General features: G+C 70.8%; 21 protein-coding genes and 1 pseudogene. 5 read left to right on the forward strand and 17 right to left on the reverse strand.

What is annotated here, in order from left to right:
- Positions 1 to 754 precede the first annotated feature (754 nt).
- From proC to ACR2FV_RS10990, 6 genes and pseudogenes are all read right to left on the reverse strand, one after another.
- Positions 755 to 1,555, reverse strand: coding sequence for a pyrroline-5-carboxylate reductase (proC, locus tag ACR2FV_RS10965; RefSeq protein WP_434015732.1), 801 nt, complete (start codon positions 1,553 to 1,555; stop codon positions 755 to 757).
- Between the two features lie 10 nt (positions 1,556 to 1,565).
- Complete coding sequence (locus tag ACR2FV_RS10970) at positions 1,566 to 2,531, reverse strand: proline dehydrogenase family protein (protein WP_434015733.1); 966 nt, start codon at positions 2,529 to 2,531, stop codon at positions 1,566 to 1,568.
- A gap of 106 nt (positions 2,532 to 2,637) precedes the next feature.
- Positions 2,638 to 3,282: an ABC transporter permease gene (locus ACR2FV_RS10975; RefSeq protein WP_434015760.1), complete on the reverse strand. Its 645-nt coding sequence runs from the start codon at positions 3,280 to 3,282 to the stop codon at positions 2,638 to 2,640.
- Positions 3,176 to 4,037 (reverse strand): annotated as a pseudogene (locus ACR2FV_RS10980) (ABC transporter ATP-binding protein). The gene ACR2FV_RS10975 and the pseudogene ACR2FV_RS10980 overlap by 107 nt, the downstream one beginning before the upstream one ends.
- Positions 4,030 to 4,698 (reverse strand): TetR/AcrR family transcriptional regulator, encoded by a 669-nt coding sequence (locus ACR2FV_RS10985; protein WP_434015734.1) that lies wholly within the window; start codon positions 4,696 to 4,698, stop codon positions 4,030 to 4,032. Before ACR2FV_RS10985 ends, ACR2FV_RS10980 begins: the two are co-directional and overlap by 8 nt.
- Positions 4,695 to 5,501 (reverse strand): sugar phosphate isomerase/epimerase family protein, encoded by an 807-nt coding sequence (locus ACR2FV_RS10990; protein ID WP_434015735.1) that lies wholly within the window; start codon positions 5,499 to 5,501, stop codon positions 4,695 to 4,697. The genes ACR2FV_RS10985 and ACR2FV_RS10990 overlap by 4 nt, the downstream gene beginning before the upstream one ends.
- Positions 5,502 to 5,673: 172 nt before the next feature.
- Here ACR2FV_RS10990 and radA point away from each other — a divergent pair, with 172 nt between their 5' ends.
- The 3 genes from radA (at position 5,674) to ACR2FV_RS11005 (ending at position 9,103) form a co-directional block, all read left to right on the forward strand.
- Positions 5,674 to 7,053, forward strand: coding sequence for a DNA repair protein RadA (gene radA / locus ACR2FV_RS10995; protein ID WP_434015736.1), 1,380 nt, complete (start codon positions 5,674 to 5,676; stop codon positions 7,051 to 7,053).
- 95 nt (positions 7,054 to 7,148) lie between these two features.
- Positions 7,149 to 8,225: a DNA integrity scanning diadenylate cyclase DisA gene (gene disA / locus ACR2FV_RS11000; RefSeq protein WP_434015737.1), complete on the forward strand. Its 1,077-nt coding sequence runs from the start codon at positions 7,149 to 7,151 to the stop codon at positions 8,223 to 8,225.
- Entirely contained in the window at positions 8,222 to 9,103 is an 882-nt protein-coding gene (locus ACR2FV_RS11005) for an A/G-specific adenine glycosylase (RefSeq protein ID WP_434015738.1), read from the forward strand. Before disA ends, ACR2FV_RS11005 begins: the two co-directional genes overlap by 4 nt.
- A gap of 125 nt (positions 9,104 to 9,228) precedes the next feature.
- On the opposite strand, the gene ACR2FV_RS11010 is transcribed toward ACR2FV_RS11005, so the two are convergent.
- The 7 genes from ACR2FV_RS11010 to ACR2FV_RS11040 form a co-directional block, all read right to left on the reverse strand.
- Positions 9,229 to 11,976 carry a cell wall-binding repeat-containing protein gene (locus tag ACR2FV_RS11010; protein ID WP_434015739.1) on the reverse strand — a complete coding sequence of 916 codons (2,748 nt, stop codon included), beginning with the start codon at positions 11,974 to 11,976 and terminating at the stop codon, positions 9,229 to 9,231.
- A gap of 2 nt (positions 11,977 to 11,978) precedes the next feature.
- Positions 11,979 to 12,818 (reverse strand): hypothetical protein, encoded by an 840-nt coding sequence (locus ACR2FV_RS11015; RefSeq protein ID WP_434015740.1) that lies wholly within the window; start codon positions 12,816 to 12,818, stop codon positions 11,979 to 11,981.
- A complete protein-coding gene (locus ACR2FV_RS11020) occupies positions 12,716 to 13,795 on the reverse strand; it encodes a S8 family serine peptidase (RefSeq protein ID WP_434015741.1) in 1,080 nt (359 codons plus the stop codon). Before ACR2FV_RS11020 ends, ACR2FV_RS11015 begins: the two co-directional genes overlap by 103 nt.
- A gap of 7 nt (positions 13,796 to 13,802) precedes the next feature.
- A complete protein-coding gene (locus ACR2FV_RS11025) occupies positions 13,803 to 14,210 on the reverse strand; it encodes a hypothetical protein (protein ID WP_434015742.1) in 408 nt (135 codons plus the stop codon).
- Positions 14,211 to 14,365: 155 nt separating this feature from the next.
- Positions 14,366 to 14,656: a winged helix-turn-helix domain-containing protein gene (locus tag ACR2FV_RS11030; protein ID WP_434015743.1), complete on the reverse strand. Its 291-nt coding sequence runs from the start codon at positions 14,654 to 14,656 to the stop codon at positions 14,366 to 14,368.
- A 121-nt stretch (positions 14,657 to 14,777) separates the two neighbouring features.
- Complete coding sequence (locus tag ACR2FV_RS11035) at positions 14,778 to 17,285, reverse strand: ATP-dependent Clp protease ATP-binding subunit (RefSeq protein WP_434015744.1); 2,508 nt, start codon at positions 17,283 to 17,285, stop codon at positions 14,778 to 14,780.
- Positions 17,286 to 17,411: 126 nt separating this feature from the next.
- The gene (locus ACR2FV_RS11040; protein ID WP_434015745.1) at positions 17,412 to 18,326 is read right to left on the reverse strand and encodes a Ku protein; all 915 of its coding nucleotides are present in this window, start codon (positions 18,324 to 18,326) and stop codon (positions 17,412 to 17,414) included.
- 17 nt (positions 18,327 to 18,343) lie between these two features.
- On the opposite strand from ACR2FV_RS11040, the gene ACR2FV_RS11045 reads away from it, so the two are divergent.
- Together ACR2FV_RS11045 and ligD are read left to right on the forward strand one after the other, a co-directional pair.
- Positions 18,344 to 19,297, forward strand: coding sequence for a DNA ligase (locus ACR2FV_RS11045; RefSeq protein WP_434015746.1), 954 nt, complete (start codon positions 18,344 to 18,346; stop codon positions 19,295 to 19,297).
- A gap of 1 nt (position 19,298) precedes the next feature.
- On the forward strand, positions 19,299 to 20,195 hold the full coding sequence (ligD, locus tag ACR2FV_RS11050; protein ID WP_434015747.1) for a non-homologous end-joining DNA ligase: 897 nt from the start codon (positions 19,299 to 19,301) through the stop codon (positions 20,193 to 20,195).
- A gap of 41 nt (positions 20,196 to 20,236) precedes the next feature.
- On the opposite strand, the gene ACR2FV_RS11055 is transcribed toward ligD, so the two are convergent.
- The 4 genes from ACR2FV_RS11055 to ACR2FV_RS11070 all read right to left on the reverse strand — a co-directional run bounded on the left by ACR2FV_RS11055 (position 20,237) and on the right by ACR2FV_RS11070 (position 24,487).
- Positions 20,237 to 20,566 carry a histone-like nucleoid-structuring protein Lsr2 gene (locus ACR2FV_RS11055; RefSeq protein WP_434015748.1) on the reverse strand — a complete coding sequence of 110 codons (330 nt, stop codon included), beginning with the start codon at positions 20,564 to 20,566 and terminating at the stop codon, positions 20,237 to 20,239.
- 325 nt (positions 20,567 to 20,891) lie between these two features.
- A complete protein-coding gene (lysS, locus tag ACR2FV_RS11060) occupies positions 20,892 to 22,400 on the reverse strand; it encodes a lysine--tRNA ligase (protein WP_434015749.1) in 1,509 nt (502 codons plus the stop codon).
- A 24-nt stretch (positions 22,401 to 22,424) separates the two neighbouring features.
- The gene (locus tag ACR2FV_RS11065; RefSeq protein WP_434015750.1) at positions 22,425 to 22,934 is read right to left on the reverse strand and encodes a methylated-DNA--[protein]-cysteine S-methyltransferase; all 510 of its coding nucleotides are present in this window, start codon (positions 22,932 to 22,934) and stop codon (positions 22,425 to 22,427) included.
- Complete coding sequence (locus ACR2FV_RS11070) at positions 22,934 to 24,487, reverse strand: AlkA N-terminal domain-containing protein (protein WP_434015751.1); 1,554 nt, start codon at positions 24,485 to 24,487, stop codon at positions 22,934 to 22,936. The genes ACR2FV_RS11065 and ACR2FV_RS11070 overlap by 1 nt, the downstream gene beginning before the upstream one ends.
- Between the last annotated feature and the right edge of the window lie 9 nt (positions 24,488 to 24,496).

Consider the following 24,496-nt stretch of genomic DNA (forward strand, 5'->3'; position numbering starts at 1 on the left):
CATCCGTGCAGCCAGCAGGGCCTACGACACGGCGATCGACGACCTTCTCACCCGAGCCGGACTGGCCGCGTGAAGCAGACCCAAACTTGACTCATCCTTAACGACAGACACGACCCAAGCAATCTAGCCAAAACGGCACTCACCGAGCCACTCCTTCACAGACGCTACGCACCGACGAAGCAGCGGCCCTTCCCTCACCGGCGGTTGTGTTGTCCGCTCGGCTCAACCAGTACTACGACCGCCTCCGACGCCCACCCGGCACGCCACCCACTTCCCGGGATCACCGGTTATAGGGCGCGTCGCTTCCGACGACAACTCATCGCAGGTCGCCGGGCCGGGGAGGGCCTCACCAGCTCCCGCCGCCACCTTCTGAACGTTCCGCGCCCCATACGCCGAGGAGTCCTTCACGGCTGCGCCTCCAGGCTCTTCACCGCTTCCATGGCCTTCACCCTGATTTCGGGGGCTCGGCACTCCCTGCACCACCCCAACCGGGGTGACCTATAACGACGCCGCAGGCTTCGCTTGATGCTACGGACCGCTCAGTCGCTCCCCCGCAAGGGCTTTCGACGCTGGGCTTCGACGCCGCAGGTTTCCCTCCGACGCCGCCAGCCTGCTACCGGGCCTCCTGGCAGCTACCCGGACCGGACTCACACCGGCAGGCGACGACGAGCATGACAACAGATCAGCTACACACGATGACCTCCTGTCGTCAGGTCGCACGAAAATCCGAGGCTAAAGCCCGCGGGTTGGGGGCTCAGTCCGAAGCGGACAGCTCGGCCGAGCGGCGCGCTGCGGCTTCCATCGCCGTCAGGAACGCGGCCCGGACCTTGTGGTCCTCCAGCTTCCGCAGGGCCGCCACGCTCGTGCCTCCCGGGCTGGAGACCTGCTCGCGCAGCACGGTCGGGTGCTGTCCCGTCTCCCGCATCATCGTCGCCGCGCCGTAGAGCGTCTGGACGGTCAGCTCCGAGGCCGTGGCCCGCGGCAGGCCCAGCAGCACACCCGCCTCGATCATCGCCTCGACCACGAAGAAGATGTAGGCCGGGCCACTGCCGCTGATCGCGGTCACCGCATCCATGTGCTGCTCGTCCAGGGTGATTACCGCGCCGACCGCCCCCAGCAGCCGCTCCGCCTCCCGCAGGTGCTCGTCAGTGCAGTGCCTCCCCCGGGCCAGCGCGGACATTGCCTGGTCGACCAGCGCAGCGGTGTTGGGCATCGCGCGGACCACCGACACGCCATCCCCGAGGCGGCGCTCGAGGAAGTCGGTGCTGATCCCGGCGGCGATGGACAGCACCAGGGCATCCCGACCCACGAGCCCACCGAAGTCCTCCAGCAGGGCGGCCATGTCCTGCGGCTTGACGGCCAGCACAACGATGTCCGCACCGTCGATGGCCTCGGCCGCGCTCAGACCTCGCACGCCGTGCTGCGCGGCGACCTGCTCTGTGCGCGCGGTGACCTTGTCGCTGACCACAATGTCGGCGGGGTCCCGACCGGCCCGCAACAGGGCGGAAACCAGGGTGGAGCCCATCACCCCGGCCCCGAGGATGGCGATCGTCATGATGCTGGGCTCACCCGGTCGTGGCGACGGCACGCACGAAGAAGGCCAGGTTGGCCGGGCGCTCGGCCATCCGCCGCACGAGGTAGCCGTACCACTCCTCGCCGTAGGGGGTGTAGACCCGCACCCGGGCGCCGGTGTCGGCGAGCCGCTGCTGCTCATCCGGCCGGATGCCGAGCAGCATCTGGTACTCGAAGCTGTCGGCGGCACGCTGCCCACGGTCGGCCAGCACACCGGCGATCTCGATCATTCGCGGGTCGTGCGTGGCAACCATCGGGTAGCCCTGACCCTGCATCAGGATCTTCAGGCACCGCACGTAGGACTTGTCGACCTCGGACTTGTCCTGGTAGGCGACGGACTCAGGCTGCTTGTAGGCGCCCTTGCACAACCGCACCCGGCTGCCTTCGTATGCCAGGTCGCGACAGTCCTGCTCGGTCCGGTAGAGGTAGCTCTGCAGCACCGCGCCCACCCACGGCCAGTCCTGACGCAGCTCCCGCTGGGCGCTCAGGGTGAGGTCAGTCGTGCTGTAGTCCTCCATGTCCAGCGTGACGGTGGTGTCGGCGTTGGCGGCGGCGCGACAGATCTCGCGGGCGTTGTCCAACGCGATCTGCTCCCCGTCCTGCTCGAGAGCCTGCCCGAGCGCGCTCAGCTTGAGACTGACCTCGACCTTCCCCCCGCTGGTCAGACCCCGGTCGGCCAGGGCCCCGATCAGGTCCAGGTAGACGCGCTTGGTGTCCTGCGCCATCTGCGGGTCAGCCGTGTCCTCCCCCAGGTAGTCCAGGGTCACCAGCCGACCGGTGGAGTGCAGCGAGGAGGCGACCTCGACCGCCTGGTCGTTGCCGGCACCGGCGACGAACCGCGAGACGACGTCGCGGCTCACCGGCGCGCTCTCGATCACGCTGCGCAGACTGTCGTTGCGGCTCACCCCGAGCAGGCCTCGGCGCAACCAGCTGGCGGGGTCGATCACGTCGAGATCCATGCACGTCAGGCTACGGCCTCCGCAACCCGGCCGTCACCCGGGTCTGCCACGGACCGCTCAGTCGGTGCGTCGTCGCAGGGTCAGCGCACCCAGCAGCAACGCCCCCTCAGGAGAAGGCGATCAGGATGACTACATCAACCCCGACATCGCGCAGCCCGGTGCTCGCGGCCACTTCCTGCATCCCGTCCACCGCATACGACAGCGGCAGCAGGTCGGAGACCCACTGCAGCACCTGTGGCATCGAGTCGCGCCGCACGATCAGCCCGCAGAGCAGGAACTGCGGCAGCACGAAGGCCGGCATGAACTGGACCGCCTGGAACTCGGTGCGGGCGAAGGCCGAGGCCAACAACCCCAAGAAGGTCCCCACTACCGCGTTGACCGCCGCGACCACCACGAGCACCACCACCGATCCGGCGACGTCGAGACCGGCCACCCAGATGGAGAACGCGGTGGCGATCACCGCCTGCACCACCGCGACGACACCGAAGGCGACGGCATACCCCACCAGGAAGTCGGCCTTGCCCAGGGGCGTGGTCAGCAGCCGCTCCAGGGTGCCCGAGGTGCGCCCGCGCAGCGTGGCGATGCTGGTCACGATGAACATCACGACGAAGGGGAAGACCCCGAGCAGTGAGGCGACGAACCGGTCAAACAGCGGCGACCCGTCGAGCACCCAGGCGAGCAGCCCGATCAGCAGGCACGGCACGACCAGCATGAGTGCCATCGTGCGGTGGTCCGCACGCAGCTGGCGCAGGACTCTGCCCGCCGTCAGCAGCGTGAGCCGAGGGCTCATGCCGGGCTCGGATGCTCGACCAGGCTCAGGAAGGCGTGCTCGACGTCGGGCGCACCGGTGCGCTGCAGCAGCCCGACCAGGGTGTCATCGGCCAGCACGATCCCCTCGCGCAGCAGCACCAGCCGGTCACACCGCACGGCCTCGTCCATGACGTGGCTGCTCACCAGCAAGGTGGTCCCCCGCACCGCGAGATCCCCGAAGAGGTCCCACAGATCACGTCGCAACACCGGATCCAGGCCGACCGTCGGCTCGTCGAGCACCAGCAGCGCCGGGTCGCCCAGGAGAGCAGCGGCCAGCGACACCCGGGAGCGCTGGCCGCCGAAGAGTCGGTCGACCCGCTGCCCCGCCTGGTCGCGCAGACCCACCTGGTGCAGCACCTCGGTGACGGCCCGTCGCCCGGCGCCGAGGATGGCGGCGACGTAGTCCAGGTTGGCCCGCACGCTCAGGTCGCCGTAGACGCTGGGGGCCTGGGTCACCTAACCGACCCGGTCGCGCAGCCTGGCGGAGCCTGCGGGGGCGCCGAGCACCGTGATCGTGCCGCTGCGGATCATCTGCACTCCCACCACGGCGCGCATCAGGGTGCTCTTGCCACCACCGCTAGGACCCAGCAGACCGACCACCTGACCCGCGGGAACCCGCAGGTCGATACCGTCCAGCACCGTGCGGCCGCCCCGCTGCACCACCAGATCGGCGGCGACGACAGCGGCATCATTCATCATCTGATGAAATATACTCCTCGTCCCCTTCGCTGACCAGATACCGTTGCATCGTGTGAGCCAGTGGCGGGATCAGCTCCTCGGCGGGGGCGTCGGCCAGGGCGGGAAGCGCGATGATGTAGCGCATCAGCGCCATGCCACTCATCTGGGCTGCCGCCAACCCCGCGCGCTGGGCCTCCGCCGCGCTCAGCTGCGTGGGCGCAGACGCCCCTGCTGGACGCATCTGCAGCACGATCCGACCGAAGACCTCCTCGGCCAGGAACTCACGCAGAGTGCGTGCAGCGTGCTCGTCCGCCAGGGCCGAGCGCAGCAGTGCCGCGAACAGCGGGCGCTGCTCCGCAGAGTCCCATACCTCGAAGAAGCTGCGGACGGCGCGCTCCCCCACGCGGTCCGGGTCGCCGTCCACGATTGCCTGGACGACGACAGCGGGGTCGACGCGGATCTGCACAATCTCGGCGAAGAGGGCCGCCTTGCCGTCGAAGTAGTGGTGCACCAGGGACGGATCGACCCCCGCCCGGCGGGCGATGTGGCGCATCGAGGTCGCCTGGTAGCCGGCCTCGGCGAAGGCGGTGCGGGCGGCGGCCACGATGTCCGCGCGGGTGTCGACGCCGGCCGGGCGCCGGCCACGAGGGGGTCGGGCCGGCGCCCGCCGGGTGCTCATCCCGAAGGGGCCGGCGCCACCAGGTGCGCGCGTGCGTAGGCCAGCGCCTCCGCCAGGTCCTGCTCGCGCTGCTGGGTGTCCTTCTTGCGCGTGCTCACCTCTACAGTCACGACACCGGGGAACCGGCTGCTGGCCAGGTGTTGCAGCACCTGGGCGCACGGCTGGGAGCCGCGGCCGGGCACGAGGTGCTCGTCCTTGAAGCTCCCCAGGCTGTCACCGAGGTGCAGGTGGGTCAGCCGCTCGCCCAGGTCGCGAGCCATCTGCGCCGCGTCCGAGCCGGACGTGGCGGCATGCGAGATGTCCAGGGTGATGTGGGCGTAGTCCTCGTCGGTCGGATCGTGGTCGGGCAGGTAGGCCTGCAGCTCGGAGGTGCCGGCCCGCCACGGGAACATGTTCTCGACCGCGATCGGCATGCCGGTGAGCCGCTCGCGCATCGCGACCCCCTCGACGAAGCCGCGAGCGTAGTCACGCTGCCAGCGAAACGGGGGGTGCACCACGACGCAGCCTGCGTCGACGTCGGCCGCGAGCTGGATCGAACGGTCGATCTTGCCCCAGGGCTCCCACCCCCACAGGCGCTGTGACAGCAACAGGGTCGGGGCGTGCACCGCACCGACCGGCAGACCGTGCAGCCGGGACAGGGCACGCAGCGCCCCGGCCTCCTGGGTGACCGGGTCGGTCCACACCATGACCTCGACACCGTCGTAACCCAGCCGCTCGGCCAGGTCGAACGCGTAGGCGGCGTCCTGGGGATAGACCGAGGATGTCGACAGGTGCACGGGGATGCCGGGGTCGTGCTCAGGCATGGGCCGCACCGGCTCGCGAGCGAACCGTTGTCCTGTCCGGCCGGGCGCCGACCTCATGCCGGTCGCGGGTGCCCACAGCGGTACGGGTCGGGCACATGTTTGCAAGGTTATCCCGGACCGGCCCTACGCACTGCCGACGGGGATGTCGGCGGCGACACCTAACATGCGGACCATGGCCACGAAGACGACTGCCGCCCGATCGGCATACCGCTGCCTCGAGTGCGGTTGGACCAGCCTGAAGTGGGTGGGCCGGTGTGGCGAGTGCCACGCCTGGGGCACTGTAGAGGAGGTCGTGGGCGCGCCGCAGCGGACCGTGCGAGCCACCGCCCCCACCACGCCTGCGGTGCCGATTGCCCAGATCGACCCGGCCCGCGCCGCAGTCAGCAGCACCGGCGTCGGTGAGCTCGACCGGGTCCTCGGCGGCGGGCTGGTGCCGGGCTCGGTCGTGCTGATGGCCGGTGAGCCCGGTATCGGCAAGTCCACCCTGAGCCTGGACGTCGCGGCCCGGGCGGCGCGGGAGGGCCGCACGGTGCTCTACGTGTCGGCGGAGGAGTCGGCGGCTCAGGTGCGCCTGCGCGCCGAGCGCATCGGCGCGCTGGCGCCCCGGCTCCTCCTGGCCGCCGAGACCGACCTGGCCACCGTGCTCGGTCAGGTCGAGGCTGTGGGCCCAGACCTGCTGGTCGTCGACTCGGTGCAGACGATCGCGAGCTCGGACGTCGAGGGAGCGCCGGGCAATGTCGCGCAGGTGCGAGCGGTGGCCACGGCGCTGATCCAGCTCGCCAAGACACGGGGTGTCGCGACCGTGCTCGTGGGTCACGTCACCAAGGACGGCTCCATCGCGGGACCACGCACGCTGGAGCACCTGGTCGACGTGGTCCTGCAGTTCGAGGGCGAGCGGCACTCCCGGCTGAGACTGGTGCGCGCCATCAAGAACCGGTTCGGCGCCACCGACGAGGTCGGCTGCTTCGACCTGGGCGACAGCGGCATCGTGGGCTTGGCCGACCCCAGCCGGCTCTTCTTGACCAGTCGCGACCGGGCGGTGCCCGGCACCTGTGTCACGGTCACCCTGGAAGGTCGCCGGCCCCTGGTGGCCGAGGTCCAGGCCCTGGTCAGCGGCGCACCCGGCGGCAGCCCCCGGCGCACGACCAGCGGAGTGGACTCCGCCCGGCTGGCGATGATCCTGGCAGTGCTGACCCGGCGGTCCGGGCTCGACGTGCTGGGTGCGGACTGCTACGCCTCGACCGTGGGGGGGGTCCGCCTCGGCGAGCCCGCCGTGGACCTGGCGCTCGCGCTCGCCGTCGCCGGAGCCCGCCTCGACGTCGCGCTGGCCCAAGGCAGCATCGCCTTCGGTGAGGTCGGGCTGGCCGGCGACCTGCGCCCCGCGACCGGTGCCCCACGACGCCTCGCCGAGGCCGCGCGCCTCGGCTTCCACCGGGCGATCGTGCCGACCGGGTCGCTGGCCGAGGGAGCCGCCCCCCGCGGCATCAGGGTGGTCGAGGCGGGCTCCCTCGCCGAGGCCGTGTCCTGCGCGCTCACTGCGGCACCGCGCTGAGCGGGGCCAGGCGTCGTCGAGTGGCTAGACTCCGCACCAGCGAGCGCCGACCGAAGGCGACGCTGACCGTGCAGACAGGCTGAAGGGGTGAGCGCGTGGCCCGCAGGGACGAGGACGTGCTCCGCTCCGTCCTGGCCGTCCTGGCCCCCGGCACAGAGCTGCGAGACGGCCTCGAGCGCATCCTGCGCGGGCGCACCGGTGCCCTGATCGTGCTGGGCAGCGACCGCCAGGTCGAGCAGATCAGCAGCGGCGGCTTCGAGCTCGACGTGGAGTTCTCGGCGACCGGGCTGCGCGAGCTGGCCAAGATGGACGGTGCCGTCGTGCTCGACCGGGACGCCACCAGGATCGTTCGGGCCGCCACCCAGCTCGTGCCCGATCCCAGCATCGAGACCCGGGAGAGCGGCACCCGACACCGGACGGCTGAGCGGGTGGCCAAGCAGACGGCCCATCCGGTGGTCTCGGTGAGCCAGTCGATGGCCATCGTGGCGGTCTACGTCGGTGGGCTGCGCTACGTGCTGGAGGACTCCGGCCAGATCCTGGCCCGAGCCAACCAGGCCCTGCAGACGCTCGAGCGCTACCGGTCCCGGCTCGACGAGGTCGCCGGATCGCTGTCCGCGCTGGAGATCGAGGACCTGGTCACCGTCCGCGACGTGGCCGCGGTGCTGCAGCGGTTGGAGATGGTGGGCCGGATCAGCGACGAGATCGAGCAGTACGCCGTCGAGCTCGGCGCCGACGGGCGGCTGATCACCCTTCAGCTGAGCGAGCTCACCGGGGGGGTCGACCACGACCGCGAGTGGGTCATCCGCGACTACCTGCACCAGACCGCCACCGCGCATACCACGCAGGAGGTGCTGGACTGTCTCGCCGGGCTGACCGCGACGCACCTGCTCGACCTGGGCCAGGTCGCCCGGTGCATGGGCTTCGTGACCTCCGGTGACGCGCTGGACTCCTCCCTCTTCCCCCGCGGGCACCGCCTGCTGGGTCGCGTCCCACGTCTGCCGGGCGCGATCACCGAGCGCCTCATCGACCATTTCGGCACCCTGCAGGCCCTGCTGTCGGCCGGGGTCGAGGACCTGATGCTGGTCGAGGGAGTCGGAGAGACCCGAGCCCGCGCCGTGCGGGAGGGGCTGTCGCGGCTGGCCGAGACCAGCATTCTCGAACGCTACGTGTGAGCGCCCCCGCCCACCGGCTGCACCAGCCGGTGCTGGACTGGTATGCCGAGCACGCGCGGGACCTGCCCTGGCGCAACCCGGACTGCTCGGCCTGGGGGGTGCTGGTCTCCGAGGTCATGCTGCAGCAGACTCCGGTCGCGCGGGTCCTGCCGGTCTGGGCCGACTGGATGCAGCGCTGGGCCACGCCCGACGACCTGGCGGGCGCCCCGGTCGGTGCCGCCGTGCGCGCGTGGGGCCGGCTGGGCTACCCGCGCCGAGCGCTGCGGCTGCACGCCGCCGCGACGGTCATCACCTCCGAGCATGCCGGTGCGGTCCCCTGCTCCGTGTCCGCGCTGCGCGAGCTCCCCGGCGTGGGCGACTACACCGCCGCTGCGGTCGCGGCCTTCGCCTTCGGCGAGCGCACCGCGGTCGTCGACACCAACGTGCGGCGCGTGCTCGCCCGGGCCCTCGGCGGCGAGGCGTTGCCGGCGCCCAGCCTGCGCCGCGGCGAGGTCGAGCTGGCCGCCCGGTCGCTGCCGGTCGGGGAGCAGGACGCGGCCCGGTGGAACGTCGCGGTCATGGAGCTCGGCGCGCTGGTCTGTGGGGCCCGCTCCCCGAGCTGCGGCCACTGCCCGATCGCCGCCCAGTGCGCCTGGCGCCTGGCCGGGCACCCGGCATACCAGGGGGCGCCGCACCGCACACAGGCCTGGGCCGGCAGCGACCGGCAGTGCCGGGGTCGGCTGCTGCAGTGCCTGCGGGACTCCCCGGACCCCCGCTGCGCCCAGGAGCTGAGCCTGGCCTGGCCCGATGACCGACAGCGCGCCCGCTGCCTCGACGGCCTGGTTGCCGACGGTCTCGTGCAGCCGCTGGCCAGGGGCCGCTACCGGCTGCCCGAGTAGGTCCGCCGGCCACGCCACCGGCTACCTGAGCCGGGCGAGCTGCTCCATCACGTCGGGCGCGACCGCCCGCTCCCCGCCGAGCACCCAGATCGTGGCGGGGTCCCAGCGCTCCAGTGCCTCGAACGTCACCGGCGGGACCGTCTGGGTCCGGGTGAAGACAGTGGCCCGGACAGATGCCCGGCGAGGGCCGCACCGGTGAGGCCGTCCGGCCAGTTCTCTCCGGAGGCCAGGAGGACCTGCGCAGCGGTCTCGGTGTCCGCGGCCAGCAGCACCGCCGTCTCGTAGCGATCGGCGCCGGCGATCTGCTCCAACGTTGCGTAGGCCGCCAGGTCCTGCTGCACCTGCTCGCTCAGGGCGGCCTCGCCGCCGAGGACCACGATCCGCTCGGGCGCCCCCGCCGCGGCAGCGCCTGCCAGCGCGTCCGGATAGTTCTCGCCGGTGGCCACGAACACGGTGTCGGCAGCCGCGAACTGACCGGCCACCAGGGAGGCCGTCTCGTAGCGGTCCTTGCCGCCGACCCTCCGCACACGGGCCTGCGGGACGGCGTCCTGGACCTGGTCCAACGTGTCGTCTGCGACCGCGCGCGATCCACCCAGGACGTAGACGTGCTCAGGCGCGAGCCTGCGGATCTCGTCCCGGACCTGTGCGGGCAGCCGGTCTCCCCGGGTGAGCAGCAGCGGCACATCCAACGAGCCCGCACGCGCCGCGGCGCCCAGGGCATCGGGGAACTGCGCGCCGGTGGCCAGGTAGACCGCGGGCACACCGGCGTCGAACTGGCTCGACACCTCGACCGCGGTCAGGTAGCGGTCCGCGCCGGCCAGTCGCTCGACGGCGGTGACGATCGGACCGGGATCGAGCGCGCACGACCCCAGCAACAGCGAGAAGTCGGTGCGGACCGCGCCTCCACGCGGCACCTGCACGCCGTCCTGCCGCCCGGGGCGGTAGCCGTCCTTGGTGGCCGTGACATCCACCGACCCGACCCGGCTGTCGAACCAGGTCGCGAAGTCACCCGTGGTGTCGGTCCGCAGATACCAGCCCGGGAAGTCCGGCACGGAGGTGGGGTCGACCAGCACTCCGGCATCAGCCAGTGGCTGCTGCTCGCCCTCGCAGTCCGCACCCAGCACGGACCCCAGCAGCTTGCCCCATGCCGCGGGCGGAAGCGCGGTCATCGTGACCGGCACCCGCACGGCACCCTCGGGCACGTCCGCGGCGATGCGCAGGGCAGCGGTGTAGACACCCGGCTGCGGCACGGCGCCGTCGGTGGTGACGCCCACCGAGACGGACTCTCCCGGAGCCAGGCCCGCGGTGGTGGGCTCGGCGGACAACCAGGGCACGTCCATGCCACCGCCGGTGTTGCAGGCGTCCAGGCCGGGGAGCAGCTCGGCGGCATCGGTGATCTCGAAGTTGGCATCCAGGCCACCGACCCGCACGAAGCCGCAAGCACCAGCTCCCCGGTATGCCGTGGTCCGGGAGGCGGGCAGGGCGAGCCACTCATCGGTCGCGGCGTCGTAGGCCCATGTGGCGTTGCTCAGGTCGCCGTCCTGGATGCCTCCGTTGAGGATCAGCAGGTCGTCGGCACCCGCCGAGGCGGCTCCCCATACGGTCGCCGGCGCCGGGGAAACCTCGGTCCAGCCCATGCCGTCGTCGTCCATCGCGTAGGTGGCAGACAGCTCGCTCGAGCTGTTGACGCCCCCGGCGCAGTAGAGCGATCCGCTCAGACTGGAGCATGCGCCGAAGGCGGCCTGCTCCGGATAGTCACCGAGCTCGATCCACGAGTCGGTCCCGAGGTCGTAGGCGGTCACGGTGCTGAGCATGGGCACGCAGTCGTTGGTGCTGCAGCCGCCCACGACGTAGACCTGACCGTCGTGCACGGCATGAGCCTGGGCGGAGGCGGCGACCGGGGCGTCCGCGCCGGCGGTCCAGCTGTCCTCGGCGGGGTCATAGATCCAGGTGGCAGCGGTGACGTCGGTGTCGGTCCACCCACCGACCGCCACGATGGTGTCCTGGACGACCGCGACGGCCGGAGCCGCGACGGCCTCGGGCAGCGGGGCCGCAGCGATCCACTCCATCGCTGCGGGGTCATAGACCCAGACCGCATCGGTCGCGCCGAGCTCGCGGTTGCCCCCGACGGAGTACCAGCGCCCGTCGAGCGAGACCAGTCCGGAGTCCAACGTGGCCTCGGGCAGCTCGGGCAGGTCGACCCACGGCTCCTCCTGGGTGCCGATGCCGAGCAGCCGCGACTCGGACTCGGTCGGAGCCTGGGCAGCCGCACCCAGGGCGGCGTAGCTGGCGTCGACGGGGACGGAGACAGGCTCCGCACCGGCAGCGGAGGTCAGGTCCTGCAGCGACGTCATGGACATCGACCCGTCGGCCAGGGTGAAGCCCCCTCCGGCCTCGGTGATCTCGAGGGACACCTCGGCATCCCCGGTGTTGGTGACGCTCAGCTCGGCGAAGTCCTGCTCACCCAGCACGAGCTCGGTATCCAGCTCAGTCGGCTCCACCATCAGGGCACCGGAGGCGAGCTCGAAGTCCGCCCGCGTCACGGCATCGGGACGCACGGTGACCTGTCGGGTCTGGGGTGAGTAGTTGCGGGCGGTCGCCTCGAAGGTCGAGGCCCCTTCGGCTCGGGAGAACAGCCAGTAGAAGCCGTCCGGCAGCGCCGGGTCCGCCGAGGTGGCCACACTGGTGCCTCGCTCCTGCGGCGCCGACACGTTGCTCACCCGGGCACCCACCACGCCGGCGTCGTCGAGGGTCCGCCCGACGGTGCCCACGAGCAGACCACCGCCGACCGGGTCACAGAACGACTGTCCGATCAGCACGTTGTCCACCTCCCAGAAGAAGGCGAAGTCGGCGTCGTAGTAGTGGAACCGCACGCTTACCTCCGGCCGGCCTCCGGCAGGGGCAGCACGACGTGCTCCGGCCCCTCGTGCCCGATGTCGTAGGTCGCGATGGTCTCCCACGTGGTGCCCCCGTCGAGACTGAGGTCGACGTCCGCGGTCTCGATGCCGGTCCACAACAGGGACTGGTCGAACTCCAGCGCCGGATCGCTCAGTGCACTCAGGTCCACGGTCGGACTCACCAGGCTGGTGTCCTGCACGGTCCCGGGACCGTAGAAGTCGCTGTCCACGATGGCGAAGCCACCCTCCCCACCGGTGGTGTTGCCTCGTCCGGCAGGGTCGTCGAAGACCCAGGTCTCCCCGTTTCCGACGTTGTCCTCGACACTCCAGCCCTCGGGGGCAGCAGGGGCGTCGAAGGGCTCGAGGGCCCCTTCCGTGCGCGGCACGTAGCCGGGCGCGGTGCAATCCAGCGCCAGCACGGGCAGCGCCAGGTCGACCTCGGAGTCGCCCTGCACGGTCAATGTGGTGGTTCCCACGTCGTAACCGGGGTACTGGGCGGTGGCCTGCAGGGTGAGCTCGCGGTCCCGGGGCAGCTCGACCGAGTAGCGGCCGGTCACCGGATCGGTGTAGGTCAGCACCGGCGTGCCGGGGACCCCGACCGCGGCGTAGAGGGGCCAGCCCTGCCCGCCACCGTCGGTCACGGTGCCGGTGACCGTCGCGGTCGGCGCGCGATCGAGCGCGAGGTCGACCCTCACCCGCTCGTCATCGCCCAGGCTCACCTCAGCCGACTCGGGCAGGTAGCCGAACAGGTCGGCGCGGACCGTGTAGTCCCCCGCGCTGAGCACTGCCTGGTAGGCCCCGTCGGAGTCGGTGCGCACAGCCCGCGTCGAGGGGCCCTCGATCCGTACCTCGGCCCCCGCCAGGGGCCCCCCGTGTCGGCGTCGGTCACCGTGCCCAGGATGCGGCCCACGTCGCCGATGGGCGCGGACTCCAGCAGCGCCAAGGCGTCCAGGCGTCCTTCGCCGAAGACGTTGTTGTCCTGCGCGGTGCCCCCGCACTGCAGGTCCTCGGTGTCCAGCGCCGAAGCGTCGAGCAGGTCCCTGGTCGCCGCGACGTCGCCGACCAGGTCGGGCGCAGCGGACCAGAGCAGGGCGACGGTGCCCGCTACGTGCGGCGCGGCCATCGAGGTGCCGGTGAACTCGGCATACCCGTTGCCGGGCACCGAGGAGCGCACGTCGGTGCCGGGGGCCGAGACGTTGGGCTTGATCTCGCCGTCCTGACCGGCACCACGCCCGGAGCTGGGGGCGATCTCGTGATCGATCGTGTAGTTGCCCACCGAGTAGTTGATGACGCGGCTGCCCGGGGAGCCGCCGCTCTCGCACGACGGGCCACTGTTGCCGTTGGCGAAGACCCCGAACTGGCCCGCCGCCGCCCATGCTTCGAAGACGTCCTCCATGAACGGGTCGTTGGAAGGCTCGACCGTGCCCCACGAGTTGTTGATGACGTGTGGCCGCAGCTGCGGCTGCGGGTCCTCGCCACTGCGATCAGTGGGCGCGAGCATCCACTCTCCGGAGGAGATCAAGCTGGCATCGCTGACGCAGCAGCCGTTGGTGGCGATCCAGCTCGCCCCGGGGGCCACCCCGATCTCGTTGCTGCCTCCGTCGTCCCCCACCATCGTGCCCATGACATGGGTGCCGTGACCTTCGAAGTCCGCGGGCTCGTCCAGGTCGAACCCACTCGCGTCGAACCAGTTGTAGTCGTGGCTGAAGGAGCCGTCGCCGTTGTTGCCACGGTAGTGCTCCACCAGCGCCGGGTGCTGGTACTCGACCCCGCTGTCGATGTTGCCGACGACCACGCCCTCACTAGACCCCCTCTACAGAAGGGGAGGCGGCCAGACCCTCCACCAGGTCGGCGTCGCCGCCGCTGACCCGGATGGCGTTGGTGATGCTGAACGCCTGATAGGTCACACCCTCTTGGTCGAGCCGCGCCCGGGCCTGCGCCTGGCTGGTGACCGAGGTCTCCTGCAACGCCTCCCATACGGCGTCGCCACGGGCGCCCCAGTCCGACATCCCGCTGAACCGGTCCAGATCGGGCCGGTCAGCGAAGCGGACCCAGAAGTCCGCCCTTCCCTTGTCCTCCAGCTGCTGCTGCACCGGCTGGCGCACCTTGTCGCCGGCACCGTCGTCCGGCGCTGCCCCGGCCACCTGCAGAGGCACCAGGCCCAGAGCGAACACGAGCAGAACCGACCATATCGCGGCAGCGGCCCCCATCGATTCTGATTGACCCGTGCGCCCATGGTCTGCCCCTGTCGTCGTTGTGGGGTGCCGCTGCTGATGTGCAAGGAACGCTAGGGCAGGCCCGCAGGTTGCACCAGGGACCAAGATGGACAAGTTGGGGTCAACTTGGGCAACGTATTGCCTGCGCGTCAGGTCCGCGACACCAGGCGCAGTCCGACCCCACGGACCGCCTCCACCCGCACGGGGGCTGCGCACCCGGCAAGCTTGCGGCGTAGCCGCTTGAGCGTCGCGTGCACGTGCGCGCCGTCACCCAGATGGAGATTGCCCCACGCCTGCTCGGAGAGCCGGGCATAGCCGACCAGCTCGCCGTGCGCCTGCTCCAACACGCTCAGGAGGGCAGACTCCATCGGGGTGAGACTCAGGATCTGGGCACCGAAGCGCAGCTCACGCTCCTGCCAGCGCAGTGTCCAGGCGTTCACGGACGTCGCCGACAGCGAGCCGGGCGCAGCTGCTCGACCTCGAGACGGGTCGCCGCCTGACCACCGAGCACGATCACCAGCGGCGCGTCGGTGCAGCCGACCGGCCTGCCCATGGGTCAGCTCACTCCGACGCGGCCTCCTCCACCGGGACCGTGTCGGGCAGGGCCTCCTTGGTGGTGCCCTCGAAGGTGAACTCGTCGGCCTTGGACTCCCCGGTGGCGTCGACCAGCACGATCTGACCCGGCGCGAGCTCGCCGAACAGGATCTTCTCGGACAGCGAGTCCTCGATCTCCCGCTGGATGGCACGGCGCAGCGGACGGGCCCCGAGGACCGGGTCATAGCCCTTCTTGGCCAGCAGCGCCTTGGCCGTGCCGGTCAGCTCGATCGCCATGTCCTTGTCCTTGAGGCGCTCGTCCAGTCGCGCGATCATCAGGTCGACGATCTGGACGATCTCCTCCTGGGTCAGCTGCGGGAAGACGATGGTGTCGTCCACGCGGTTGAGGAACTCCGGCCGGAAGTGCTGCTTGAGCTCGTCGGTGACCTTGTTCTTCATCCGCTCGTAGCCGCTGCGGGTGTCGTTGCCCGCCGTGAAGCCCAGCGAGACACCCTTGGCGATGTCCCGCGTGCCGAGGTTGGTGGTCATGATGATCACGGTGTTCTTGAAGTCGACGGCCCGGCCTTGGGAGTCGGTCAGTCGGCCGTCCTCCAGGATTTGCAGCAGGCTGTTGAAGATGTCGGCGTGCGCCTTCTCGATCTCGTCGAACAGCACCACGGAGAACGGCTTGCGGCGCACCTTCTCGGTCAGCTGGCCGCCCTCTTCGTAGCCGACGTAGCCGGGCGGCGAGCCGAACATCCGCGAGACGGTGTGCCTCTCGGAGTACTCCGACATGTCGAGGGTGATCAGGGCGTCCTCGTCGCCGAAGAGGAACTCCGCGAGGGCCTTGGCCAGCTCGGTCTTGCCGACGCCCGTGGGTCCGGCGAAGATGAATGAGCCTCCGGGGCGCTTCGGATCCTTCAGGCCCGCGCGGGTGCGGCGGATCGCCTGGGAGATCGCCTTGATGGCGTCCTCCATGCCGACGATGCGCTTGTGCAGCTCGTCCTCCATGTGCAGCAGCCGGCTGGACTCCTCCTCGCTGATCTGCACGACGGGGATGCCGGTAGAGGCGGCCAGGACCTCGGCGATCAGCTCGTCGTCGACCTCGGCGACGACGTCCATGTCGCCGGCCTTCCACTCCTTCTCCCGGGCGACGCGCGCCTGGGTGAGCTTGTGCTCCTCGTCGCGCAACCGGGCAGCCTTCTCGAAGTCCTGCGCGTCGATCGCCGACTCCTTCTCGCGCTTGGCGTGCGCGATCTTCTCGTCGAAGTCACGCAGGTCCGGCGGAGCGGTCATCCGGCGGATCCGCAACCGGGCCCCGGCCTCGTCGATCAGGTCGATCGCCTTGTCCGGCAGGAAGCGGTCGTTGACGTAGCGGTCGGCCATCGTGGCCGCTGCGACCAGCGCGCCGTCGGTGATGGAGACCCGGTGGTGCGCCTCGTAGCGGTCCCGCAGCCCCTTGAGGATCTCGATCGCGTGCGGCAGGGTGGGCTCGGCGACCTGGATCGGCTGGAACCGGCGCTCGAGCGCGGCATCCTTCTCGATGTGCTTGCGGTACTCATCGAGGGTCGTGGCGCCGATGGTCTGCAGCTCACCGCGCGCCAGCATCGGCTTGAGGAGGCCGGCCGCGTCGATCGCACCCTCGGCCGCGCCGGCCCCGACGAGCGTGTGGATCTCGTCGATGAACAGGATGATGTCGCCCCGGGTGCGGATCTCCTTGAGCACCTTCTTGAGCCGCTCCTCGAAGTCCCCGCGGTAGCGGCTGCCCGCGACCAGCGCACCGAGGTCGAGCGTGTAGAGCTGCTTGTCCTTGAGGGTCTCGGGGACCTCGCCGCGGATGATGTCGCTGGCCAGACCCTCGACGACGGCAGTCTTGCCGACACCGGGCTCACCGATCAGCACCGGGTTGTTCTTGGTGCGGCGTGACAGCACCTGCATGACCCGCTCGATCTCCTTCTGCCGACCGATGACGGGGTCCAGCTTGCCCTCGCGGGCCGCCTGGGTCAGGTTGCGGCCGAACTGGTCCAGCACCAGCGACCCGGCCTGCTGGCCCTCCTGGCTGCCGGCACCCACTCCGGCCGACGCCGCTTCTTTGCCCTGGTAGCCCGAGACGAGCTGAATGACGGTCTGCCGGACCCTGTTGAGGTCGGCGCCGAGCTTGACCAGCACCTGGGCGGCGACACCCTCGCCCTCGCGGATCAGCCCGAGCAGGATGTGCTCGGTGCCGATGTAGTTGTGCCCCAGCTGCAGGCCCTCACGCAGCGACAGCTCCAGCACCTTCTTGGCGCGCGGAGTGAAGGGGATGTGCCCGGTCGGCGACTGCTGGCCCTGACCGATGATCTCCTGCACCTGCTCGCGCACCGCGTCCAGCGAGATGCCGAGGGACTCCAGCGCCTTGGCCGCCACGCCCTCGCCTTCGTGGATCAGTCCGAGCAGGATGTGCTCGGTGCCGATGTAGTTGTGGTTGAGCATCCGCGCTTCCTCCTGCGCGAGCACAACAACCCTGCGGGCCCGGTCGGTGAACCGTTCGAACATGGTTACTCCTGGGGGTCGAGATACCTCGATGGTACGACTGTCTGCTGGGCTCAACGTGGTGGTGTGCAGGACTGTTCCACATCCGTCTGCCGTGCGCCCCCCTGTTCGCCCACGGCGCAAGCGCCCTCACCCCGCCTTGGACTCCTTCTTCTTGGTGCCCTTGTCCGCGCTCGCCTTGGTCGAGGACTTCTTACCCGACCCCTTGGCCTTGCCGCCCTTGCCCTTGCCACCCCGCTGGTCTGCACCGTTGTCCTCACCCCGAGCGGCCGTGGCCCGGTCGACACTGCGCTGCAGGGCAGCGAGCAAGTCGACGACCTCGCCGGAGTCCTCCTCGTCCTCCTCCGGCGGCGCCGTGGTCTCGCCCCCTTCGATCTTGGCCTGCACCAGGGCCTCGATCGCCTGCTGGTAGTCGTCCTCGTGCCCCGCGGGCTCGAAGTCCCCGGCCATCGAGTCGATGAGCATGCGGGCCATCCCGACCTCGGAATCCTTGGGCTCGGTGACCTCGTCGAGGTGGTCCAGCGCCCCGGCGTCGCGGACCTCGTCGGGCCACAGCAGGGTCTGCAGCACGATGACGTCGTCCATCACCCGCAGCACCGCCATGGTCATCCGGGTGCGCACCGAGACCGTGACGACCGCCACCCGCTCGCTCTCGCGCAGCGACTCCCGCAGCAGCCCGTAGGCCTTGGCGCCCATCGCGTCGGGCTCGATGTAGTAGGCCTTGTCGTCGAGGATCGGGTCGATCTGCGCGGTCGGCACGAAGCGCTCGACCGCGATCTCCTTGCTGCTGCGGTGCGGCAGCGAGGCGAAGTCCTCATCGGTGAGCACCACGGTGCGCCCATCGGCGGTCTCGTAGGCCTTGGCGATGTCGCGGTAGGCCACCTCCTCGCCGTCGGCCTGGGCCACCCGCTTGTAGCGGATCCGGCTTCCGTCGGACTCGCGGACCTGGTGGAAGCTCAGGTCGTGGTTCTCCGTGGCCGAGTAGAGCCGCACGGGCACATTGACCAGCCCGAACGACACCGCTCCCTTCCAGATCGCACGCACTACCTCAGGATGGACCCATGAGACCCATGCTCGCCACCCCGGGCAGCCCGGGCGGAGCCGACCCGGGTGCCGTGCCGACCGGGCCCGGCTGGACGCACGAGGTCAAATGGGACGGAGTGCGACTGCTGGCCCACGCCGGCCACGGCACCCTGGCGCTGCGCACCCGGTCGGGTCGCGACGTGGCGGGGGGCTTCCCGGAGCTCGCCGGGCTGGCCGGAATCGCCGAGGACATCGTGCTGGACGGCGAGGCGGTCGCCTTCGTGGACGGGCGACCCGTGTTCGCTCAGGTGGTCGACCGGGTCCACCTGGGCAGCGCGGAGCAGGCGCGGACCATCGCCGCCCGCCGCCCGGCGACCTACCTGATCTTCGACCTGCTGCGCCTGGACGGCCTGGACCTCACGGGCCTGCCCTGGCACCGCCGCCGGGCCGCACTGGAGGCGCTGGTGCCGCAGGGCCTCACGGGTCGCTGGCAGGTTCCCCCGACGTATGCCGACGGGTCCGGTCTGCTCGCCGCCACACAGGAGCAGGGCCTGGAGGGCATCGTGTCCAAGCGGGTCGACGCGCCCTACCGACCCGGGGTGCGCAGTGCGGACTGGGTGAAGTTCCCGCACCGGCGCACCCGGAGCTATGTCGTGGGCGGCTGGCGGCCGGAGACCGGGAGCGCCCGACTGGGTGCCCTGCTCGTGGGGCTCCCGGTGCCCGCGCCTGCGCAGCGGCTGACCTTCCGGGGCCGGGTCGGCAGCGGACTGGCCGGCCGCGCAGGTGCCGCGCTGGCTCGTGTGCTGGCCGATGTGCCGCGCAGCGAGTGCTCGTTCCTGGACCCGCTGCCGAGCGCGGACCGGCGGGGAAGCACCTGGCTGCGCCCCGAGGTCGTCGTGGACGTGACCTCCCTGGGGACGACCCCTGCCGGCCGACTCCGCCAGCCGGCATACCAGGCATGGCGGCCCGACCTGACCCCCGCGGAGCTGTGAGATGACCACCGGAGGGGCGCAGCATTTCGAGGTGGCCGGGCGCACGCTGCGCGTCAGCAGTCTGGACAAGGTCCTCTATCCGGCCGGCGGCACCACAAAGGGCGAGGTCTTGTCCTACTACGTGCAGGCCGCGGACCGCATCCTGGCGCAGCTGCAGGACCGCCCGGTGACCCGGATCCGCTGGCCGCAGGGGGTGAGCGGCGAGCACTTCTTCGAGAAGAACCTGCCCAGCGGTGCACCCGACTGGCTCCCGTCGGTGACCATCCGCGGGCACGGCGCCCGATCCGGCCGCGACAGCGTCACCTATCCGCTGGTGCACGACCTCGCCGCGTTGGTCTACCTGGTCAACCTCGGGTCGCTGGAGCTGCACGTGCCGCAGTGGCGGGTGGACGCCGAGGGCCGGCCGGGACCACCGGACCGGCTGGTCGTCGACCTCGACCCCGGCCCGGGGGCCGGGCTCCTGGAGTGCGCCCGGGTGGCGCTGCACGTGCGCGAGCAGCTGACGGGTGCCGGTCTGGCGCTGCATCCGGTGACCAGCGGGAGCAAGGGGATGCAGGTCTATGCCGCCCTCGACGGACGGCACACTGCGCAGGAGGTCAGCACTGTCGCCAAGTCCCTGGCGCAGCAGCTGAGCGAGCGGCACCCGGACCTCGTGGTGTGGCGGATGACCAAGGCGCTGCGCCCGGGCAAGGTGCTGGTGGACTGGTCGCAGAACTCCGCGGCCAAGACGACGATCTGCCCGTGGTCGCTGCGCGGCCGGTCGACACCGTGCGTGGCGGCGCCGCGGACGTGGGACGAGGTGCAGGACGGCGCCGACGGCGTCACGGAGCTGAGTCAGCTCTCGCTGCAGCAGGCCCTGGCCCGGTCCACGCAGACGTCCCCGCCACCCACCGGGTGACGGGGACGCTCAGGTCGTGACGATCTGCGTGCGCAGCGACCTCAGTGGGCAGCCGCGTAGGCGTCGCGGACCTCTTGGGAGACCCGGCCGCGGTCGCTGACCTTGAAGCCGTTGGACCGGCCCCACTCGCGGATCTTGCCCAGGTCCTCGGACGAGCCGCCCGAGCCGCTACCGCGGCGCCGGGTCTGGCGCCGGCCGCCGGAGCGCCGGGCCTGACCGATCCAGCTGGCGAAGTCGTCGCGCAACGAGGCTGCGTGCTGGTCGTTGAGGTCGATCTCGTAGGTGACGCCGTCGAGAGCGAACTCGACGGTCTCGGAGGCCTCGGAGCCGTCGATGTCGTCGTCGAGGACGACCTGAACTCGCTGTGCCATGCGGTGTCCGCCTTTCTCTGAATGCCCGTTGGGCTTGCCAATGTGATGTGATTCACGGAGCAGGAGACTGTGAACTATTTGCATCGTAGCCCTTTGCCTATGGTAAACACAAGCGCGAGACTAAGGACCCGGTGAGTCGGATTTGGGCGCCGACTCCGGGTCGGAGCCTCGCCGAGTGTCCCGGAGTTCCCATTCCCGCTGAGCTGCGCGTTCGCGACGGTCACCCTCAACGATGTGCTTCATGACAACCCAGAACAGATACAGCATACCGATCGTGGGAAGCAAGGCGGCGACATAGACGCCGACGTCGCCAAGGAATCCCATATCAGACTCCCGGCTTGACGAGGGGAAACAGGATAGTCTCCCGGATGCCCACTCCGGTCAACAGCATCAGCACCCGATCGATGCCAAGACCGAGCCCACCCATCGGTGGCGCGGCGTACTCCAGGGCCTCCAGGAAGTCCTCGTCGAGCTGCATCGCCTCGGGGTCCCCGCCGGCAGCCCGCAGCGACTGAGCCGTCAGTCGCTCGCGCTGGATGACCGGGTCGATCAGCTCGGTGAATGCCGTCCCACGCTCGGTGCCCCCGATGATGAGGTCCCATGCCTCGATGAGACCGGGCTCGGTGCGGTGTGGGCGGGCCAGGGGCTGGGCAGACTGGGGGTAGTCGCACACGAACGTGGGCTGCAGGAGCGTGGGCTCGACCAGCTCGCCGAACAGCTCCAGGGCGATCTTCTCGCCGTCCCACGTCTGCTCCACCGCGATGCCGTGCTCCTGGGCTAGCCCGGCCAGCACCGATCGATCGGTGTCGACCCGCACCTCTTGACCCACGGCGCGGGACAGTCCGTCGTAGAAGGGCAGCCACGACCACTCCTGCCCCAGGTCGACCGTCCCCCTCGGCGTCTGCAGCCGACGGGACCCCACCGCGTCCGCGGCCGCCAGGATCATCTCGCGGGTCAGCTCGGCCATGGTGCTCTGATCGCCGTAGGCACCGTAGGCTTCCAGCATCGTGAATTCAGGACTGTGCGTCGAATCGATGCCCTCGTTGCGGAAAATGCGCCCGATCTCGTAGACGCGTTCGATTCCGCCGACGACCGCCCGCTTGAGATGCAGCTCCAAGGCGATTCGCATCGTCATCGGGATGTCCAGGGCATTGGAATGCGTATGAAAGGCGCGTGCGGTGGCCCCGCCCTGGATGAGCTGCAGTATGGGCGTCTCGATCTCGACGTAATCGTGCGCATGAAGCACTCCCCGAATCGCATGCACGACTGCTGCACGATCCCGGACCATCGCCCGGGCCTCGTCGCGGACGATCAGATCGACATACCTGCGTCGGACTCGTTGCTCCTCCGACAGCTCCTTGTGCAGCACCGGCAGAGGGCGCAGCGCCTTGCTGACCATCTGCCATTCCCCGGCCAGGACCGACAGCTCACCCCGCCGACTGGACACGACCCGGCCTCGGACAAAGACGTGGTCGCCCAGATCGACCAGCGACTTCCACCGCTCCAGCGACTTCTGACCCAGCTCGGCCAGGCTGAGCATCGCCTGCAGCCGGGTGCCGTCACCGGCCTGCAGGGTGGCGAAGCACAGCTTGCCGGTGTTGCGCACGAACACCACGCGCCCGGCTGTCCCGACCTCGTCGGTGGTCTCGGCCCCGGTCTCCAGGTGCCCCCACGCCCGGCGCACCCCGGCGATCGTGTGGGTCAGCGGGACCGACACGACGTAGGGCGCGCTGCCCTCGGCGAGCAGCTGCGCCCGCTTGGCCAGGCGCACCCGCACCTGCTCGGGCAGGTCACTGCTCGCGCCGGGTCCGGACGCCGGAGGGATCTCACTCACCGAGCAAGAGTATCCGCGCCCGGGTCACCACAGGGACAGACCAGCCACCCTGCGCTCCAGGTCCAGCAGGGCCTGCTTGCGTTGGACCCCGCCGCCGTATCCGCTCAGCGACCCATCCGCACCGATGACCCGATGGCACGGCACGACGATGGACAGCGGGTTGCGACCGTTGGCCATCCCGACCGCCCGGGCCGCACCCGTCACCCCGAGTGCCGTGGCGAGCTCACCGTAGCTCCGGGTCCGGCCGTAGGGGATCGCGTGCAGCCCGTCCCAGACGCGTCGCTGGAATGTGGTGCCGGCGGGCGCCAGCGGCAGCTCGAAGTCGGTCCGCTCCCCGGCGAAGTACTCGGCGAGCTGATCCGCAGCGGCGGTCAGGACCCCCGGGGCCTCGCCGCGGCGCACCGGTGCGCCCAGCCGGTCCCGGACCGGCGCATGCCGGTGCTCCGCGAAGTACACGGCGTGCAGCGCGATGTCGTCGCCGACGAGGGTCAGCTCGTCGACGGGGCTGTCGACGATCAGCTGGCAAGTGGTCATCATTCCTCCGGTGCTGGGTGGGTGGGGTCCGGCGAGGGCATCGTGGCGGCGGCGTGACCGCTGGCGGCCCACAGGGTCTGGGTGACATAGGCACGCCACGGTCGCCACGGCATACTGCGCTGCAGCAGCGTCCGTGCCTCCCCCGGCAGGCCGTGCGCGGACGCCGTGGCCCGCACCGCGAGATCGGTCGCGGGGAAGGCATCGGGGTCACCCAGGGCGCGCAGCGCGATCATCTCCACGGTCCACGGGCCGATCCCCGGTATGTCGTGCAGCGCCGCGCGCGCCTGCGCCCAGGAGATGTCCGGCCCCAGGGACAGCTCACCGCGGGCCAGCACCCCGGCGAGGGTCAGCAACGTGCACAGCCGGGCAGGCGGCATACCCGGGTAGTGCTCGGGCGGGAGGCCGACCAGCGCCTGGGCCGTCGGGAAGAGCCGGGCCGGGACACCAGGGGCTGCCCCGTCGAGGGCATCGGGGACGGGCTCCCCCACCAGCGCGACGATGCGGCCGGTCAGGGTCGCGGCGGCCTTGGTGGAGATCTGCTGACCCAGGACCACTCGGAACGCCATCTCGCCCGGATCCACCGTGCCGGGCAGGCGCACCCCGGGCCGGCGCCGGACCAGCTCGCCCAGGGCGGGGTCCGCGCCCAGGTGGGCATCGACCGCCGCTGGGTCCGCATCCAGATCGAGCAGCGCCCGGCAACGGTGGATGGCGCTGGTCAGATCGCGCAGGTCGAGCAGGGTCAGCACAGCGCGGATGTGACCCACTGCAGGACTCAGGTGCACTCTGCCCGGGGCGTGGGTGAGCCGCAGGGTGCGCTCCAGACCGCCGTCGTGCCACCGTTCGACCCCGGGCACCACGGTGGCGCCCAGGTGCCCGAACAGGGAGTCGGCGTGCAGGGGGGCCCGGTGCGGCAGCCGCAGCACGATCCGGTGCGCCGACCGCAGCGGGGGCGGGTCGGCGCGGCGCCCCCGGTCGATGCGGTCGGGAGCATCTCGGCGACGCTCACGCAGCACCCGGGGTGGGACGGCGAACACCGCCAGCACGGTGTCGTTGAAGGACCGGATGCTCGCGAAACCGGCGGCGAAGGCGATCTCGGCCATCGGCAGATCAGTGGTCTCGACGAGCAGTCGCGCCGTCTGGGCCCGCTGGGCGCGAGCCAGAGCCAGCGGTCCGGCCCCCAGCTCCGCGGTGACCAGCCGCTCGATCTGACGGGTGCTGTAGCCCAGCCGGGTCGCCAACCCCTGCACCCCCTCGGTGTCCACCACCCCGTCGCCGATCAGCTGCATGGCGCGCGCCACGACATCGGCGCGGGTGCGCCACTGGGGTGACCCCGGGGTGGCATCGGGACGACAGCGCTTGCAGGCCCGGAATCCCGCCCGCTGCGCCGCGGCGGCACTGGGGTAGAAGCGCATGTTGCGCCGCAACGGGGTCATCGCCGGACAACTCGGACGGCAGTAGATGCCCGTGGTCACGACACCGGTGTAGAACCAGCCGTCGAAGCGCGGATCGCGGCTGCGGACCGCGGTGGCGCAGGCTTGGGCATCGTCGTGCATGGCTCCAGT

This window comes from Ornithinimicrobium sp. (assembly GCF_051004135.1).
Lineage (GTDB): Bacteria > Actinomycetota > Actinomycetes > Actinomycetales > Dermatophilaceae > Ornithinicoccus.

What these genes read in the sequence shown, in the direction of transcription:
- ligD (WP_434015747.1), top strand. Translation starts at nt 19,299, where the DNA reads ATGACCACCGGAGGGGCGCAGCATTTCGAGGTGGCCGGGCGCACGCTG.
- ACR2FV_RS11035 (WP_434015744.1), bottom strand. Translation starts at nt 17,285, where the DNA reads ATGTTCGAACGGTTCACCGACCGGGCCCGCAGGGTTGTTGTGCTCGCG.
- ACR2FV_RS11045 (WP_434015746.1), top strand. Translation starts at nt 18,344, where the DNA reads ATGAGACCCATGCTCGCCACCCCGGGCAGCCCGGGCGGAGCCGACCCG.
- radA (WP_434015736.1), top strand. Translation starts at nt 5,674, where the DNA reads ATGGCCACGAAGACGACTGCCGCCCGATCGGCATACCGCTGCCTCGAG.
- ACR2FV_RS11025 (WP_434015742.1), bottom strand. Translation starts at nt 14,210, where the DNA reads ATGGGGGCCGCTGCCGCGATATGGTCGGTTCTGCTCGTGTTCGCTCTG.
- ACR2FV_RS10970 (WP_434015733.1), bottom strand. Translation starts at nt 2,531, where the DNA reads ATGGATCTCGACGTGATCGACCCCGCCAGCTGGTTGCGCCGAGGCCTG.
- proC (WP_434015732.1), bottom strand. Translation starts at nt 1,555, where the DNA reads ATGACGATCGCCATCCTCGGGGCCGGGGTGATGGGCTCCACCCTGGTT.
- ACR2FV_RS11065 (WP_434015750.1), bottom strand. Translation starts at nt 22,934, where the DNA reads ATGACCACTTGCCAGCTGATCGTCGACAGCCCCGTCGACGAGCTGACC.
- ACR2FV_RS10990 (WP_434015735.1), bottom strand. Translation starts at nt 5,501, where the DNA reads ATGCCTGAGCACGACCCCGGCATCCCCGTGCACCTGTCGACATCCTCG.
- ACR2FV_RS11055 (WP_434015748.1), bottom strand. Translation starts at nt 20,566, where the DNA reads ATGGCACAGCGAGTTCAGGTCGTCCTCGACGACGACATCGACGGCTCC.
- ACR2FV_RS11070 (WP_434015751.1), bottom strand. Translation starts at nt 24,487, where the DNA reads ATGCACGACGATGCCCAAGCCTGCGCCACCGCGGTCCGCAGCCGCGAT.
- ACR2FV_RS10985 (WP_434015734.1), bottom strand. Translation starts at nt 4,698, where the DNA reads ATGAGCACCCGGCGGGCGCCGGCCCGACCCCCTCGTGGCCGGCGCCCG.